Below are 16,489 nucleotides of genomic sequence, written 5' to 3'. Positions count from 1 at the left end.
TCTTGAAAATACTGACTTTTAGCCTCTTTCAAAGAAAAATCCTCGGCGGAATGCCGAGGTCTTTGTCTACAGTCTGAGAATCAGAACTTATTGTTCTGGTTCTTTTTTTGTGATAAAATCGGACATCATATGGAAAGAAAAGAGGAGAGATGAATATGTATTGGATCATACCGTTATTACTTGCATTTTTATGCACACTTATAAATCCGTATATTGGATTGGTGGGAATACTCTATATCGGTGAAATCGTTGTATATTGGTTTTTTGATGAAAATGCAGAGAAGGCTGCAGATTTTGCATCCGGATATGTAGAAAAGACAGATGCGAAGTATTATGAAGTTTTGAAAAAAGCAGGAAAAGGCTGTTTGAACTTTTGGTGTGGATTAGCAGTCCTGTTCTTTGTGTTGATGACTATGATCAGTGTCATTGTAGAGACAGTGGCTTCCGGCACCATGCTTGGCGGACCAACAACCCTGACTCCGTTTCTGATCGGCAGCAAAGAGAACCGGGCAGCATATGGTGTGGCACTTTTGATGATTTCTATCCTGTTACATATTGTGGCACTGGTTATGATATTTTTGCGAAAAAAATATTTCTTAGAAAAACCAAAAGATATCAAACCATTAAAGACACTTGTTTTAAAAGAAGAAAATCCGGTAAACAGATTAGAAAATATACGGATTGGGATTGGTGGGATTCCGGTTGTACTGATATTGGCAGCAGGAGTGTTCGGCATGATGAATGAGTATTTTGGATGGCTTTCGTTTTTATTACATGCGGCATATCTGATCGGAATCGGAGTGATGACTGTCGTAATTGGAGGAATATTCCGATTTGCACAGAAAAATGAAACAATAAAAAAAGGGGTGCAATATTTCGTGAACTATGTCACGGATGGCGCACCATATTATCATTTCATCATAGGCGGCATGTGGATCGTAACAGCCTTTTTGGTGATCCTTCAGCTTTTGTTGGGACTGGGTTATAAAAATGACATCTTTATGATGTTTGGATTGCACAGGGGAACTTCTGCTATGGTGATTTCCTGTCTGCTTGAGTTAGCAGCAGCAACCTGGGTCAGTATAAAAAAGAATCAATAAATTTAATGTAACACGATATTCCTATAGAGTGAAAAACAGCCCGCAGGATCATGACAAAGTATAACATTGCCATGATTCCGCAGGCTGTTTGAACCTGTATAGAAATAAATCGAAAATTATTTTAATGAGCGGAATTTTTCCTCACAATATTTGCAACGGTAAACGGCATGTTCTTTGTCCGTTAAAATAAAAATCTGGTCAAGTTCCTGTTCGATCGAAGTAATGCATCTTGGATTCTTGCAGCGGATGACATTCTTAACCTGTTTTGGAAGGTGGAGTTTTCGCTTTTCAACGATCGTATCACCTTTGATGATGTTGACGGTAATGTTGTGGTCGATAAATCCTAAGATGTCAAGGTCGAGAGCATCAATGCTGCATTCCACTTTGATAATATCTTTTGTGCCCATTTTGCTGCTTCTGGCGTTCTTGATGATCGCAACGGTGCAGTCTAATTTATCCAATCCAAGGTCGTGATAGATTTTCAGACTCATGCCTGCTTGAATGTGATCAAGCACAAAACCTTCGCTGATTCCACTGATATTTAACATATAGTTGTCCTCCTGTTTGTCGTGTTTTCAACTGTCATTTATACCTGAATTCCAAGTAGAGTCAGGATCAGTGCCATTCGTACATAGACACCATACTGTGCCTGTTTGAAGTAAACAGCACGCGGATCATTGTCTACCTCAACGGAAATTTCATTGACACGAGGAAGCGGATGGAGTACTAACATATCCTTTGGAGCCAACTCCATTTTTTTCTTATCTAAAATGTAAAAATCCTTCATGCGCACATAGTCCTCTTCATTGAAGAAACGTTCCTTTTGTACGCGTGTCATATAGAGAATGTCCAGTTTGTCCATGGCATCTTCTAAGCGGATGACCTCTTCATATGGGATATGATTGCGGTTTAAGACCTCTTCGCGGATATAACTTGGTACTTTTAATTCCTCCGGTGAGATCAATACAAAACGGATGCCCGGATAACGGATCAGGGCATTGATCAGAGAGTGAACGGTACGTCCGAACTTTAAATCGCCGCACAAACCGATCGTCAGATTGTCCAATCTGCCTTTTAAACTGTGAATGGTTAATAAATCGGTAAGAGTTTGTGTAGGATGTTGATGACCGCCGTCTCCGGCATTGATAACTGGAATATTGGAATGAAGAGAAGCAACAAGAGGAGCTCCTTCTTTTGGATGACGCATCGCACAGATGTCTGCGTAACAGGAAATAATACGGATCGTATCGGAAACGCTTTCGCCTTTTGCTGCTGAACTCGAATCGGCACTGGAAAAACCAAGAACACTGCCTCCAAGATTTAACATGGCAGCTTCAAAAGAAAGACGGGTTCTGGTGCTCGGTTCATAAAAACAGGTGGCAAGCTTTTTTCCATCGCATGCATGTGCATATTTTTTGGGATCTTTTTCGATGTCATTGGCAAGATTTAAAAGCTCATCCAACTCTTCAACGGAAAAATCCAACGGACTCATTAAATGTCGCATAGTGTTCCTCCTTAAGTGATTTTTACTATCATATAATAGTTGTCCGAAATTTTCAAGATTCAGAATCCGAAATACTTAAGATTTTTTCAAAGATCAATCCTGCCGCTAACCAAAACGGTGCATAATCCAAACGGATGACACCATCGACATTTGTTTTGGCATTGTTATAGTCCCAGGGACACATATGATGTTTTTTTAAAAGAGAACCACTGATATATTCACAGGTGAAAATACCAAGGGTATAGACACTGCCGCGGTAAAGAGCAGGCTTGTCCTCCATCTGATGATGCATCGGATGGATCAGTGCAGCGAGTCCGTAAATCGGAAACATCCAGATAGAGGTCTGCCCTTTGAGTCGGAAATCCTTATTAAAAAAGGCGTGAAACGAGGTAAAGATGATCTCCATACACCATCCCGTCAGCCCACAGATTAAAAAATTTTTCTTCATAAAAACAGTATGTTCCATTGCGGAAAGTTTATGCGTGAAATTGACTTGAGGTGCAAAGTCCGTTATTATTAGAAAAGATAAAAAAGGAAAAGAGGAATGCTTATGCCAGCTCTGAAAAAATTATTAGAAAGATTAGATTATCAATGTGTGCAGGGGAACCCTGACATTGAGATTTCACATTTGATTTATGATTCGAGAAAAGCAGGGAAAGACGATCTGTTTGTCTGCATCAAAGGTACGGCAGTGGACGGACACAAGTTTGTTGGGGAAGTGGCACAAAAAGGAGCCGCTGCGATCGTGGTGCAGGAGGATGTAGAAGCACCAGAAGGGGTAACGGTTATCAAAGTCGAAGATACCCGCTATGCCTTAGCACTTTTATCAGCAGCATATTTTGACCATCCGGCGGAGAAAATGCGTGTCATCGGTGTAACCGGAACTAAAGGAAAGACGACCACGACCTATATGGTAAAATCCATTTTAGAGAGTGCAGGCTATAAAGTCGGTCTGATCGGTACGATCGAGGCGATCATCGGGGATGAAGTCATTCCGGCAAGCAACACGACACCGGAGTCCTATATTATACAGGAGTATTTTCATAAAATGGTGGAAACAGGCTGTGACTGCTGTGTCATGGAGGTATCCTCTCAGGGACTGATGATGCATCGTACGGCAGGATTTGTATTTGAAATCGGAATATTCACGAATATTGAACCGGATCATATCGGACCAAACGAGCATGCATCCTTTGAAGAGTATCTTGCCTGCAAGTCCATGCTGTTCCGCCAGTGTCGTTTAGGAATCGTCAATAAAGATGATGCCCATGTGGAAGAGATTTTAAAAGGACATACCTGCGAGGTGGAAACCTTTGGATTTTCCAAAGATGCGGATATCCATGCAGTCAATACGAAATTAGTAAAACGTCCGGGATATTTAGGGGTTGCCTATACTGTAGAGGGACTTTTAAATTTTGATGTAGAGATAGATGTTCCGGGAAAATTCAGTGTATACAATTCCCTGACAGCCATTGCGATCTGTCATCACTTTAATGTTTCCGTGGAGGATATGAAAAAGGCGCTTAAAGAGGCAAAGACGCGTGGCAGGATTGAGATGGTAAAAGTTTCCGATGAATTTACATTGATGATCGACTATGCACATAATGCGATGAGCCTTGAGAGCCTGTTAAGTACCTTAAAAGAATACGGACCGGAGCGTTTAGTCTGTGTCTTTGGATGCGGCGGCAACCGTTCTAAACTGCGTCGCTACGAGATGGGTGAGGTATCGGGAAGACTTGCAGACTTTACGATTATCACATCAGATAACCCACGATTTGAGGAACCACAGGCGATCATCGATGATATTAAAACAGGAATTGAGAAAACAGATGGAAAATACATTGAGATCATCGACAGAAAAGAAGCCATCCGCTATGCCATCGAGCATGGAAAACCGGGAGATGTCATAGTCCTTGCAGGAAAAGGGCATGAGGACTATCAGGAGATCAAAGGCGTGAAACATCCGATGGACGAAAGAGTTCTGATCGCAGAAGTCTTAAAAGAATTACATGGAGAATAAAAGATGGCATTATATGCAGATATTATCATTGATATCTCATTAGAAAAATTAGATAGAACGTTTCAGTATCTGGTGCCGGAAGAATTAGAACAGGACATTGGGATCGGAATGCCCATCGAAGTGCCGTTTGGAAAAGGAAGCAGAAGGATCACGGGTTATGTGGTAAATCTGACCACCGAACCTTCCTTTGATCCTGCGAAAATTAAACCTATATTTAATATTAAGACGGATGGGATACCGATCGAGGCGGAGCTGATCTCTTTAGCGGCATGGATGCGCAAAAACTATGGCGGGACCATGAACCAGGCACTTAAGACCGTGCTTCCGATCAAGCGGAAAGAGAATGAAAAACAAAAGCAGACGATCGCCTTAGCATTAGAGCCGCAGGCGGCGAGAACTCTTTTTTTAGAAAAAAACCGTAAGAACAGTGTGGCAAGGGAACGGTTATTAGAAGCCCTGATCGAACAGGGAGAGCTGCCAAAAGAGATCATTACGAAAAAGCTCGGAGTCTCTACCGCAGTCATCCATGCCTTAGAAGAACAGGGGATCGTAAAGACCATTTCTAAGAGGGATTACCGGAATCCGGTGGCGCATCTCAAAAAGAGCGGAAATGTTACAGTCTTAAATGCTGCCCAGCAAAACGTAGTGGACACTGTCTGGGAACAGATGAAAAACCATCAGCCAAAGACCTACCTTTTGCATGGTGTTACGGGAAGCGGTAAGACGGAAGTCTATATGGAACTGATCGCAAGAACGGTGGCGCAGGGAAAACAGGCCATCGTTCTGATCCCGGAGATCGCCTTAACTTATCAGACAGTCATGCGGTTTTATAACCGTTTTGGCGAGCGGGTCTCGATCCTGAATTCAAGACTTTCTTTAGGGGAGCGTTTTGACCAGTATCAGCGGGCAAAAAATGGAGAAATTGATGTCATGATCGGTCCGCGTTCGGCATTGTTCACACCGTTTTCAAATTTAGGCATTATGATAATAGATGAGGAACATGAGACTTCTTATAAAAGTGAGACCGTTCCAAGGTATCATGCCAGAGAAGTAGCGGCAAAGCGGGCAGAGTTGTGCGGTGCAACGTTAGTATTAGGTTCCGCAACGCCATCCTTAGAGAGTTATTATAAGGCAAAAAAAGGCGAGTACACACTGTTAGAACTGACCGAGCGGGTACAGAACCGCCCACTTCCCGTATGTCATGTCATCGACTTAAGGGATGAATTAAAGCAGGGAAACCGTTCCATCCTAAGTGTAAAATTACAGGAATTGATGGAAGAAAGGCTGCATAAAGGCGAACAGATGATGCTTTTTTTAAACCGCAGGGGCTTAGCGGGATTTGTGTCCTGCCGTGCCTGTGGAAATGTCATCAAATGCCCGCATTGTGATGTTTCCTTAAGCCAGCATCAGGGCGGCAGACTCATCTGCCATTACTGCGGCTATGAAACAGAACAGCCAAAGGTCTGTCCGGTATGTGGTTCTAAATATATCGGTGGTTTTAAGGCGGGGACACAAAAGATCGAAGAGATCGTAAAAAAACGTTTTCCCGAGGCGAGAACGATCCGCATGGATATGGATACGACACGGACAAAAGACGGATATGAGAAGATCTTATCTGCATTTTCAAACAGGGAGGCAGATATCCTGATAGGGACCCAGATGATCGTAAAAGGACATGATTTTCCAAATGTGACCTTAGTAGGAGTCCTAGCGGCAGATATGTCACTCTATATCCATGACTATCATTCCGCAGAGCGTACATTCCAGCTTTTAACGCAGGCGGCAGGAAGAGCAGGCAGGGGAAGTGAACCGGGCGAGGTGGTCATCCAGACTTATACACCGGAACACTACAGTATCGAGGCGGCAAAAGAACAGGATTACCGGATGTTCTATGAACAGGAGATCCGTTATCGTGACCTTTTGAATTATCCGCCGGTCTGGAATCTTTTAGTCATACTGATTTCTTCGAGAGAGGAAGAAAACGCTACAAAAGCGGCAGAGCAGATAGAAAAAAAGATCGCACAGATGCAACTAAAGACCGTGGCAGTCATTGGACCGACAGAGCCGGCAGTTGCAAAGATCAATGATATTTATCGCAAGGTCCTCTATCTAAAATGTGGAAATTATGATACATTAGTGGAGATAAAGGACAGCTTAGAACAATATTTAGAAAAAGAACCGTTTGGGAACGGGATTGGCATACAGTTTGATTTCAATCCGGTACATGGGTTTTAGACAGGAGAAAGAGAGGGACATTATGGCACTTAGAACCATTCGTATTCAGGGAGATGAAGTATTAAATAAACGATGCAGAGAGGTAACGGAGATGACTCCGAGAATAGCAACGCTGATCGAGGACATGATAGAAACGATGGATCATGCAAACGGCGTAGGACTTGCGGCATGCCAGGTCGGCATCTTAAAGCGTATCGTAGTCATTGATGTAGGAGACGGACCGATCGTATTGATCAATCCGGAGATCTTAGAGACAGAGGGCAGCCAGACCGGAGATGAGGGATGCTTAAGCCTTCCTGGAAAAGCAGGAGTAGTCACCAGACCAAATTATGTCAAAGTGCGGGCATTAGATGAAAATATGGTAGAGCGTGAATTAGAAGGTACAGAGCTTCTTGCAAGAGCATTCTGCCATGAAATAGACCACTTAGACGGACATCTGTATACAGAGCTGGTAGAAGGTGATCTGTTTGATGTGCGTTATGAGGAAGAAGAGGAATAGACATGAGATTGATTTTTATGGGAACACCGGATTTTGCGGTGGGGACATTAGAAGCGCTGATCGAGGCAGGACATGAGGTAGCTCTGGTGGTCACACAGCCGGATAAACCGCGTGGAAGAAGTAAAAAACTGCAATATCCGCCGGTAAAAGAAGCAGCTCTTGCACATAATATAGAGGTATTCCAGCCAAAACGTGTGAGAGAAGCAGAAAGCATTGAATATCTGAAAAAATATCAGCCGGACTGTATTGTCGTTGTGGCATTTGGACAGATTCTGCCAAAAGAGATTTTAGAAATGCCAAAATACTGCTGTGTGAACGTTCATGCATCCCTGCTTCCGAAATACCGTGGAGCAGCACCGATCCAGTGGGCAGTCATCAATGGAGAAAAAGTCAGCGGCGTGACCACGATGCGTATGGATGAGGGACTCGATACCGGAGATATGATCTTAAAAGAAGAGGTGACACTTGCACCAGATGAAACCGGAGGAAGCCTGTTCGACCGTTTAGCCGAGGTTGGAGCTAAGTTAGCAGTTCAGACTTTACAGGCACTTGAAGATGGAACGGCAGAATTTACACCGCAGGATCACGAGAAAGCAACACAGGTAGGCATGATAAAGAAATCCTTCGGAGAGATGGACTTTACAAAGAGTGCCGTAGAATTAGAACGTCTGATCCGTGGACTGAATCCTTGGCCGGGAACTTATACCGAATATCAGGGAAAAACCTTAAAAATCTGGGGTGCGACAGTGGAAGATGGTGGTGATCCGTCAAAGGCAGGCACAATCGTAAACGTCAAAAAGCACAGCTTTGGCATCCAGACAAAAGATGGTATTTTAGTTCCGACCGAGATACAGTTAGAGGGCAAAAAACGGATGACCGCAGAGGCATTCTTATGTGGTGTTTCGCTCGAAGAAGGAACTGTGCTTGGCACAAATGCCTAGAGAGTTTGCTTAAAAGACACTCATAAAAACAGTATCAGAAAAAAAGCACAAAATATTAGAAACAGGAGGAATTCATATGTACTACTGGTGGGACCCAACTTACATTCTTGTAGTGATCGGAGCGATCATTTGTCTGATCGCATCTGCAAGAGTCAAAACCACTTATGCAAAATATTCAAAATACCGCAGTATGTCAGGACTGACCGGAGCACAGGCGGCGGAGCGGATCTTACACGATGCCGGCATCTATGATGTGCAGGTCGGACATATTTCAGGAAACCTGACAGACCATTACAATCCAAAGACCAAGGTGTTAAACCTTTCCGACAGTGTCTATGGAAGCACTTCTGTAGCAGCGATCGGTGTGGCAGCACATGAATGTGGTCATGCGATCCAGCATCAGACCGGATATTTTCCACTGACATTGCGTGGAAATTTAGTACCGGTGGCAAACTTTGGCTCCACTATGGCATGGCCGTTGATCATTATCGGACTGTTCTTTAACAGCAGTACCGGAAGTTTTCTGATCCAGCTTGGAATCATTTTCTTCTCTTTAGCAGTACTGTTTCAGTTAGTGACACTTCCGGTAGAGTTCAATGCGTCTAACCGTGCATTGCATATCTTAGGAACCACAAATATGCTTCAGGATGATGAATTGAAGTATACAAGACGGGTATTAAGAGCAGCGGCACTGACCTATGTGGCGAGTGCGGCAGCAGCGATCCTGCAGCTACTTCGTCTGATCATCTTATTTGGAGGAAATGACCGTGACTGATAAGACAGACACGAGAGAGATTGTACTCGACATCCTTTTAGCAGTAACAAGGGATGGCGAGTACAGTCATATTGCGTTAAAAAACACACTGGACAAATACCAGTATTTAGAAAAAAGAGAACGTGCCTTCCTTACAAAAGTAGTAGAGGGAACGTTAGAATACCAGATTCGGATAGATTATATCATCAATACATTTTCCAATACAAAAGTACATAAAATGAAACCGGTCATCCGCTGCATCCTAAGGAGTGCGGTCTATCAGATCTGCTTTTTAGATGGAGTGCCGGATTCTGCTGCCTGCAATGAGGCAGTGAAGTTGGCAAAAAAACGTGGGTTCCATACATTAAAAGGTTTTGTCAACGGAGTGCTTAGAAATATCGCAAGAAATAAAGAGAACATCACATATCCGGAGAAAGAAAAAGAACCGGTCGCGTATCTTTCCGTTATCTACTCCCTTCCGGAGTGGTTAGTCCGTCAGTGGAAGGATGAATATGGAATGGAGCGTACCGAGCAGATGGCGGTGGCATTTTTGACAGAGCAGCCGACCACGGTGCGGATCAATACTGAACGCATCACGAAACAAGAATTGATAGACCGGCTGCAAAGCGAAGGTGTCAGGGTATCGGAAGCTGTGCAGATGGAGGATGCCTTATTCCTGTCCGGTTATGATTATCTGAATAAGCTAAAGAGCTTTCAGGAAGGACTTTTTTATGTACAGGACATCAGTTCCATGACAGCGGCAAAGGAAGCAGGAGCAAAAGAGCAGGATGTGGTCTTAGACCTCTGCGCCGCGCCGGGTGGTAAAAGCATTTATGTGGCACAACAGATGCATGGAAAGGGACGTGTCATCGCAAGGGATCTGACACCACAGAAAGTCTTTTTGATCGAAGAAAATATCAGAAGATGTCAGGTATCTAATATGCAGGCAGAGTGCGCGGATGCAAGGATTTTTGATGCGGCATGGGAGAAAAAAGCAGATGTCGTGATCGCAGATCTGCCGTGTTCGGGACTTGGTGTGATAGGCAGAAAAAAAGATATCAAATATAAGATGACCGTAGAAAAAGAGGCAGAGCTTGTGGCACTGCAAAGGGAAATCCTAAAAAATGCAGTGCGTTATGTCAAACCGGGCGGAACACTTCTTTACAGTACCTGTACGATCCATAAAGCGGAAAATGAGGAAAATGTCAGGTGGCTGTCAGAGCAGTACCCGGAACTGGAAGTAGAACTGCAAAAGCAGATTTTTCCAGGAGAAGAAGGAAATGACGGATTCTTTGTTGCAAGGATGAAAAAAGGAAAGAAACATGAGTGAGATACAGAGTGAAAATCATAGAAAAACAGACATCAAATCCATGGATTTAGCAGAATTGAAAGCGTTTATGACATCCATTGGAGAAAAGCCGTTCCGGGCATCCCAGATCTATCAGTGGATGCATGTCCGCCATGTGAGCAGCTGGGATGAGATGACGAATTTATCAAAGGCACTTCGGGAAAAGTTAAAAGAGCAGGCAGAACTGACGGTCTTAGAGCCGGTGACCATTCAGACATCGAAACTGGATGGAACCAAAAAATATCTGTTCCGTCTGCCGGATGGAAATATGATAGAGAGCGTGCTGATGCGCTATAAACACGGCAATTCCGTCTGCATCTCCTCGCAGGCAGGCTGCCGTATGGGCTGCCGTTTCTGTGCGTCTACCTTAGACGGATTAGTCAGAGGACTGACTCCGGCAGAGATGTTAGAGCAGATTTACCGCGTAGGAGAAGACATCGGAGAGCGGATCTCCAATGTGGTTGTGATGGGAACGGGAGAACCGTTAGACAACTACGAAAACCTGCTGCGTTTTATTACCATGCTGACCGATGAAAACGGCTTAAACATCAGCCAGAGAAATCTGACGGTATCCACCTGTGGCATTGTGCCGAAGATTAAGGAACTTGCCGAAGAAAAATTACAGATGACATTAGCACTTTCCCTGCATGCTTCAAACCAGAAAAAGAGGCAGGAACTGATGCCGATCGCAAATAAGTATGACATCGAAGAAGTGATCGATGCCTGCAAATATTATTTTTCAAAGACAGGCAGGAGAGTGACCTTTGAGTACAGCTTAGTGGCAGGAGTCAATGATACAAAAGAGGATGCAGAGGAACTCAGCAGACTGATCCATGGAATGAACTGTCATGTGAATCTGATACCGGTCAACCCAATCAAAGAGCGGAATTATAAGCAGCCGGATCATACGGCAACAGAGAAATTCAAAATAGAACTTGAAAAAAATGCAATAAATGTTACTATTAGAAGGGAAATGGGCAGAGACATAGATGGTGCCTGTGGACAATTGAGAAAGAGATATACAGAAGGGTAGGCGAAACAGGGAATGAAGACATTTTCGATATCAGACATCGGAAAGAGAAGAGAAATGAATCAGGATTATATGTATACATCGGAGAATGCCGTTGGAAATTTGCCGAACCTTTTTATTGTAGCAGATGGGATGGGCGGACACAAAGCAGGTGAGTATGCATCCAGATATACGGTAGAAAGTATCGTAGAGAGTATTGAAAAGGATGAGAGAACCGAACCGGTGGAGGTCATCGAGCATGCCATCTGTAAAGCAAATGAGGAACTGATAAAAAAAGCAGCCGGTGATGAGGCAATGTCCGGCATGGGGACTACGGTTGTTGTAGTGACAGTAATCGGGGAAAAGGCATGGGTTGCCAATGTTGGTGACAGCAGAATGTATGTTGTCGGCAAAGAGATCAAACAGGTGACCAGAGACCATTCCTTAGTAGAGGAAATGGTACGCATGGGCGAGATTGCAAAAGATGCAGCAAAAGATCATCCCGACAAGAATATCATTACAAGAGCTGTAGGAGCAGCAGACAAAGTAGTAGCGGATTTCTTTCAGGTGAATTTAGAACCGCAGGATTACATATTGATCTGTACGGACGGATTGACAAACATGGTAGAGGACCAGGACATCCGAAGCATCATCAACAGTCAGAGAGACGTTGCGGAGTGCGCGGAGAGATTAGTCCGGACAGCAAATGACAATGGGGGAAAGGATAATATCACGGTGGTTGTTATAGAACCGTTTTAGACGAGGTGGAAAGAATGCTAACAGAAGGAATGTTTATAGATGATCGTTATGAGATCGTAGGAAAAATAGGTGCGGGCGGAATGTCGGATGTCTATAAGGCAAAAGACCATACATTAGGACGTTTCGTTGCGATTAAAGTATTAAAACAGGAATTTTCAGAGGATGTTAATTTTGTAACAAAGTTCCGTACTGAGGCGCAGTCAGCAGCGGGCTTAGAGCATCCGAATATTGTCAATATTTATGACGTAGGAAGTCAGGAGGGGATGTACTACATTATCATGGAATATGTAGAAGGCATTACCTTAAAGACTTATATTGAGAAAAAAGGACAGCTTACTTTTAAAGAGGCGATCAGTATTGCCATTCAGGTAGGCAGAGGAATTGAGGCTGCCCATAAGAAAAATATCATTCACAGGGATATCAAACCGCAGAATATCATGATCTCCACAGAGGGAAAAGTCAAAGTCATGGACTTTGGTATTGCAAGAGCGGCAACATCAAATACCATTAATTCGGATGTGATGGGTTCTGTCCATTATTCTTCCCCGGAGCAGGCAAGAAACGGTTTTGTGGATGGCAGAAGTGACATCTACTCCTTAGGAATCGTGATGTACGAAATGGTGACAGGACGTGTACCGTTTGACGGAGATACCACTGTAGCCGTGGCAATCCAGCATTTGCAGGAAGAAATGGTAGCACCGAGTGCTTATGCACCAAATCTTCCGGTCAGCTTAGAAAAGATTATTTTAAAGTGTACACAGAAGAATGCAGACAGAAGATATCAGACCATGGGCGATCTGTTATTGGATTTAAAGAAATCCCTGATCAATCCGGATGAAGATTTTGTGACATTGGTAGATCCGAATGTCGGCGGCGAGACAAGAAAATATAATGATGAAGATTTAGAGCGCATCAAAAAAGAAGCAGAAAGCGTTTATTATGATCCGCAGGAAGAAGCGGAAGAGGATGAGGACGACGAAGAAGAGGAAGAATCCGAAGGCGAACTCAATCCGAAGATGGAAAAGGCTATGTCCATTGCAGGGATCGTTGCAGGTGTGATCATTGTCGGAATTGTCATCTGGCTGATCTTAAGTGTCAGTGGGATCGTAAAATTTGGTTCCTCCGGTAAAAAGGATGATACAAAAGAGGCGACAAAAACAGAGAAAGACAGCGAACAGGTCGAGATGATCGATGTCACCGGAATGACCTATGAGGAAGCAAAAAAAGCATTAAATAAAATTGATCTAGGCATCAAAGACGGCGGCACACAGGCTTCCGAAAAATATGATGCAGGAGAGATCATCTCGCAGAGTGAAGACAAAGGAGATATGATCAAGAAAAATACAACCATTGTCGTTGTGATGAGCAGTGGCGTGGGTGAAGTTTCCGTTCCGGATGTCAAGGGACTCGATGAAACATCCGCCATTAATAAACTGCAGGATAACGGATTTAAGTATTCAAGGGATTACGCAAACAGTGATACGGTAGCAAGCGGTCAGGTCATCTCCCAGACACCGGATGCAGGTGCCAAGGCAAAGAAGGGTGACAGTATCAGTATTGTTGTATCTCAGGGAAAAGCACCGGTCGTAGTTCCAAATGTGGTTGGAAAATCGGAGACAGATGCCAGAAACGAACTCTCAGGAGCAGGACTGACGGTAACAAGTGTTACCAAAGAGAACAGTGATACCGTTGCGGCAGGAAATGTCATCAGTCAGAGTATCGCAGATGGAAAATATGTCGATGCGGGAAGCAATATCAGCCTGGTCATCAGTGACGGACCAAAGATCACTTATTATAAGTTCAGTGCCAAGATTACGGCACCGGCAGATAATGACAGTGTGGTAGGTGCAAGTATTGTATTAAAGGACTCTAATGGAGCAGTGTTAGAGCAGTGGAACAGTATTGCGATCGAATCCTTCCCATACTCGATCCAGAAAACAGATATCGCAGAAATGTCTTCCGGAAAACTTGAGATTACCTGGTCACTTTCTGACGGAACAGAGCAGAAACAGGTACAGGACGTTACATTTAACAAGCAGTAAGGAAAGATATGCAGGGAAAGATAGTAAAAGGAATTTCCGGGTTCTACTACATTCATGTAGTAGGAGCCGGAATTTATGAATGTAAAGCAAAAGGTAGTTTTCGCAATCAGAAAATTAAACCATTAGTCGGAGATAACGTGGAAATTGCTATTTTAGATGAAAATGAGAAAAAAGGAAATATCGAAAAAATCCTACCAAGGGAAAACGAACTGATCCGGCCGGCAGTTGCCAATATTGACGGAGCATTGGTGGTCTTTGCGGCGGCAAAGCCAAAGCCGAACTTCCATCTGTTAGACCGTTTTTTAGTGATGATGGAATATCAGCATATTCCGGCAGTGCTTTGCTTTAATAAGACAGATCTAGTGGATGAAGAAGAACGAAAGAGACTGCAGGACATCTATGCCGCAGCCGGATATCCGATCTGTTTTATCAGTGCGAAAGAGCAGATCGGTATAGAAACTGTCAAAGAGCAGATAGAGGGAAAGACCTTTGCCTTAGCCGGTCCGTCCGGTGTCGGAAAATCCTCGCTTACGAATGTGTTGCAGTCAGAGATCCGGATGGAGACCGGAGAGATCAGTATGAAGATCGAAAGAGGAAAGCATACGACGAGACATTCACAGGTCATACCGCTTTCGAAAAACACCTATCTGATGGACACGCCGGGATTCAGTTCCATGTATATGCCGGGATTTGAAAAAGAGGATTTAAAAGAGTGCTATCCTGAATTTGTGGCATTAGAAGAACAATGCCGTTTTACGGGATGCAGTCACATCCATGAGCCGGACTGTGCCGTAAAGGAAGCACTGTCAGAAGGAAAGATCAGTACAGAGCGGTATGAGAACTACTGTACCCTATATGAAGAAATAAAAGATACGAAAAAGTATTAGGAGGAACTTAATTATGAAATGTCTGTCACCGTCTATATTATCTGCTGATTTTGCCAATTTAGGCGAGCAGATCCGAGTGATTGATGAAGCGGGAGCGGATTATGTGCATATTGATGTTATGGATGGCTGTTTTGTCCCAAACATCTCCTTTGCATTTCCGGTGCTCAAAGCGATCCGTCCGCTGACGGAGAGAATTTTTGATGTGCATCTGATGATCGAGGAACCGATTCGTTATATTGACGAATTTGCGGCAGCAGGAGCGGATATCATTACCGTTCATGCAGAAGCGTGTAAACATTTAGACCGCACCATTGAAGTGATCAAAGAGCATGATATTTTAGCAGGAGTAGCATTGAATCCGGCAACGCCGTTAGAAGCGGTCGAGTATATCCTGCCGAAAGTGGATATGGTATTGCTGATGACAGTCAATCCGGGATTTGGCGGACAGTCCTACATTTCCTATTGTACGGAAAAAGTCCGTAAGTTAAAGGAGATGATCGAGCGTCAGGGACTAAAAACCGACATTCAGGTGGACGGAGGAATCAATCTGGACAATGTGGAAATGGTGATGGATGCAGGAGCGAATATCATTGTGGCAGGAAGTGCAGTGTTCAAAGGTGATGTTGCGCAGAATGTGCAGGATTTTTTAACTCTGATGAAATAAGAGTGGATGGGTGAAATGGTACAGAAAACAAAAAAGATATTGGTAATATCAGGCGGTGCCATAGAGGCATCTTTTATGTTAAAATATATAGAAGAACAACAATTTCGTTATATTATTGCTGCGGACTCCGGCATGGAGTTTTTATATAAGTACGGAAAAAAACCGGACATGATCGTGGGCGATTTTGATTCCGTAGACCCGGCTGTATTAGAGGCGTATCGAAAAATGGACGGCATTGAGTGGAAAGTATTACGTCCGGAAAAAGACGATACGGATACCGAGTCAGCAGTGCAGACTGCGGCAGAGCTTGGGGCAGAAGAGATTCATATTGTAGGAGGAACCGGAAGCAGGTTAGACCATATGCTTGCAAATGTCTATCTGCTGGGATTGCTGCGGGAAGAGGGAATTTCGGCTTATCTTGTAGATGCACATAACCGGGTACAGGTCATAGATCAAAGAACCGTGATCAAAAGAGAAACACAGTATGGAAAATATGTCTCACTGCTTCCGTTTATGGGAGCTGTGGAAGGCATTACATTAAAGGGAATGAAATATCCATTAGAGGATTATACGTTAGATCACTGCCATTCGATCGGGATCAGTAATGAGATCACAGGAGAACAGGCAGAGATTGAATTTCGAACAGGCAGATTAGTAGTAATCGAATCTAAGGATTAGGAATAGTTTTACAGGAGAAGGAAGCAGGATATAACAGAAAGAGGTGGGA

At 43.7% G+C, this 16,489-nt stretch carries 16 protein-coding genes; 13 read left to right on the top strand and 3 right to left on the bottom strand.

Features of this window, described 5'->3' with window-relative positions; genetic code table 11:
* Nucleotides 1–155: 155 nt before the first annotated feature.
* A complete protein-coding gene (locus WMO43_RS08590) occupies nt 156–1,100 on the top strand; it encodes a hypothetical protein (protein ID WP_353530907.1) in 945 nt (314 codons plus the stop codon).
* Between the two features lie 116 nt (nt 1,101–1,216).
* On the opposite strand, the gene WMO43_RS08585 is transcribed toward WMO43_RS08590, so the two are convergent.
* From WMO43_RS08585 to WMO43_RS08575, 3 genes are read right to left on the bottom strand one after another with little or no spacing between them, the layout of a single operon-like run.
* Nucleotides 1,217–1,648, bottom strand: a complete 432-nt coding sequence (locus tag WMO43_RS08585) for an aspartate carbamoyltransferase regulatory subunit (RefSeq protein ID WP_353530906.1) — start codon at nt 1,646–1,648, stop codon at nt 1,217–1,219.
* Nucleotides 1,649–1,686: 38 nt separating this feature from the next.
* Nucleotides 1,687–2,604, bottom strand: coding sequence for an aspartate carbamoyltransferase (gene pyrB / locus WMO43_RS08580; RefSeq protein WP_353530905.1), 918 nt, complete (start codon nt 2,602–2,604; stop codon nt 1,687–1,689).
* Between the two features lie 52 nt (nt 2,605–2,656).
* The gene (locus WMO43_RS08575; protein ID WP_177962358.1) at nt 2,657–3,052 is read right to left on the bottom strand and encodes a putative ABC transporter permease; all 396 of its coding nucleotides are present in this window, start codon (nt 3,050–3,052) and stop codon (nt 2,657–2,659) included.
* Nucleotides 3,053–3,154: 102 nt separating this feature from the next.
* On the opposite strand from WMO43_RS08575, the gene WMO43_RS08570 reads away from it, so the two are divergent.
* The 12 genes from WMO43_RS08570 to WMO43_RS08515 all read left to right on the top strand — a co-directional run bounded on the left by WMO43_RS08570 (nt 3,155) and on the right by WMO43_RS08515 (nt 16,440).
* Nucleotides 3,155–4,624: a UDP-N-acetylmuramoyl-L-alanyl-D-glutamate--2,6-diaminopimelate ligase gene (locus tag WMO43_RS08570; protein WP_177962359.1), complete on the top strand. Its 1,470-nt coding sequence runs from the start codon at nt 3,155–3,157 to the stop codon at nt 4,622–4,624.
* Nucleotides 4,625–4,627: 3 nt separating this feature from the next.
* Nucleotides 4,628–6,859 (top strand): replication restart helicase PriA, encoded by a 2,232-nt coding sequence (gene priA, locus WMO43_RS08565; RefSeq protein ID WP_353530904.1) that lies wholly within the window; start codon nt 4,628–4,630, stop codon nt 6,857–6,859.
* A 22-nt stretch (nt 6,860–6,881) separates the two neighbouring features.
* Nucleotides 6,882–7,358: a peptide deformylase gene (gene def, locus WMO43_RS08560; protein ID WP_177962361.1), complete on the top strand. Its 477-nt coding sequence runs from the start codon at nt 6,882–6,884 to the stop codon at nt 7,356–7,358.
* 2 nt (nt 7,359–7,360) lie between these two features.
* A complete protein-coding gene (fmt, locus tag WMO43_RS08555; RefSeq protein WP_177962362.1) occupies nt 7,361–8,299 on the top strand; it encodes a methionyl-tRNA formyltransferase in 939 nt (312 codons plus the stop codon).
* Nucleotides 8,300–8,375: 76 nt separating this feature from the next.
* The gene (locus tag WMO43_RS08550; protein ID WP_353530903.1) at nt 8,376–9,074 is read left to right on the top strand and encodes a zinc metallopeptidase; all 699 of its coding nucleotides are present in this window, start codon (nt 8,376–8,378) and stop codon (nt 9,072–9,074) included.
* Entirely contained in the window at nt 9,067–10,383 is a 1,317-nt protein-coding gene (rsmB, locus tag WMO43_RS08545; protein WP_434784174.1) for a 16S rRNA (cytosine(967)-C(5))-methyltransferase RsmB, read from the top strand. Before WMO43_RS08550 ends, rsmB begins: the two co-directional genes overlap by 8 nt.
* The gene (gene rlmN, locus WMO43_RS08540; protein WP_353530901.1) at nt 10,376–11,434 is read left to right on the top strand and encodes a dual-specificity RNA methyltransferase RlmN; all 1,059 of its coding nucleotides are present in this window, start codon (nt 10,376–10,378) and stop codon (nt 11,432–11,434) included. Before rsmB ends, rlmN begins: the two co-directional genes overlap by 8 nt.
* Nucleotides 11,435–11,446: 12 nt before the next feature.
* The gene (locus WMO43_RS08535) at nt 11,447–12,169 is read left to right on the top strand and encodes a Stp1/IreP family PP2C-type Ser/Thr phosphatase (RefSeq protein WP_353530900.1); all 723 of its coding nucleotides are present in this window, start codon (nt 11,447–11,449) and stop codon (nt 12,167–12,169) included.
* Nucleotides 12,170–12,183: 14 nt separating this feature from the next.
* Complete coding sequence (gene pknB, locus WMO43_RS08530; protein ID WP_353530899.1) at nt 12,184–14,211, top strand: Stk1 family PASTA domain-containing Ser/Thr kinase; 2,028 nt, start codon at nt 12,184–12,186, stop codon at nt 14,209–14,211.
* 8 nt (nt 14,212–14,219) lie between these two features.
* Nucleotides 14,220–15,098, top strand: coding sequence for a ribosome small subunit-dependent GTPase A (rsgA, locus tag WMO43_RS08525; RefSeq protein ID WP_353530898.1), 879 nt, complete (start codon nt 14,220–14,222; stop codon nt 15,096–15,098).
* A 13-nt stretch (nt 15,099–15,111) separates the two neighbouring features.
* Nucleotides 15,112–15,762, top strand: a complete 651-nt coding sequence (gene rpe, locus WMO43_RS08520) for a ribulose-phosphate 3-epimerase (RefSeq protein ID WP_353530897.1) — start codon at nt 15,112–15,114, stop codon at nt 15,760–15,762.
* 15 nt (nt 15,763–15,777) lie between these two features.
* Nucleotides 15,778–16,440, top strand: a complete 663-nt coding sequence (locus WMO43_RS08515; RefSeq protein WP_353530896.1) for a thiamine diphosphokinase — start codon at nt 15,778–15,780, stop codon at nt 16,438–16,440.
* The last annotated feature ends 49 nt before the right edge of the window (nt 16,441–16,489 follow it).

Origin of the sequence: Maccoyibacter intestinihominis (genome assembly GCF_040096355.1) — a bacterium.
Taxonomy (GTDB): domain Bacteria; phylum Bacillota; class Clostridia; order Lachnospirales; family Lachnospiraceae; genus Maccoyibacter; species Maccoyibacter intestinihominis.
This window is presented reverse-complemented; position numbering and strand designations above follow the sequence as displayed.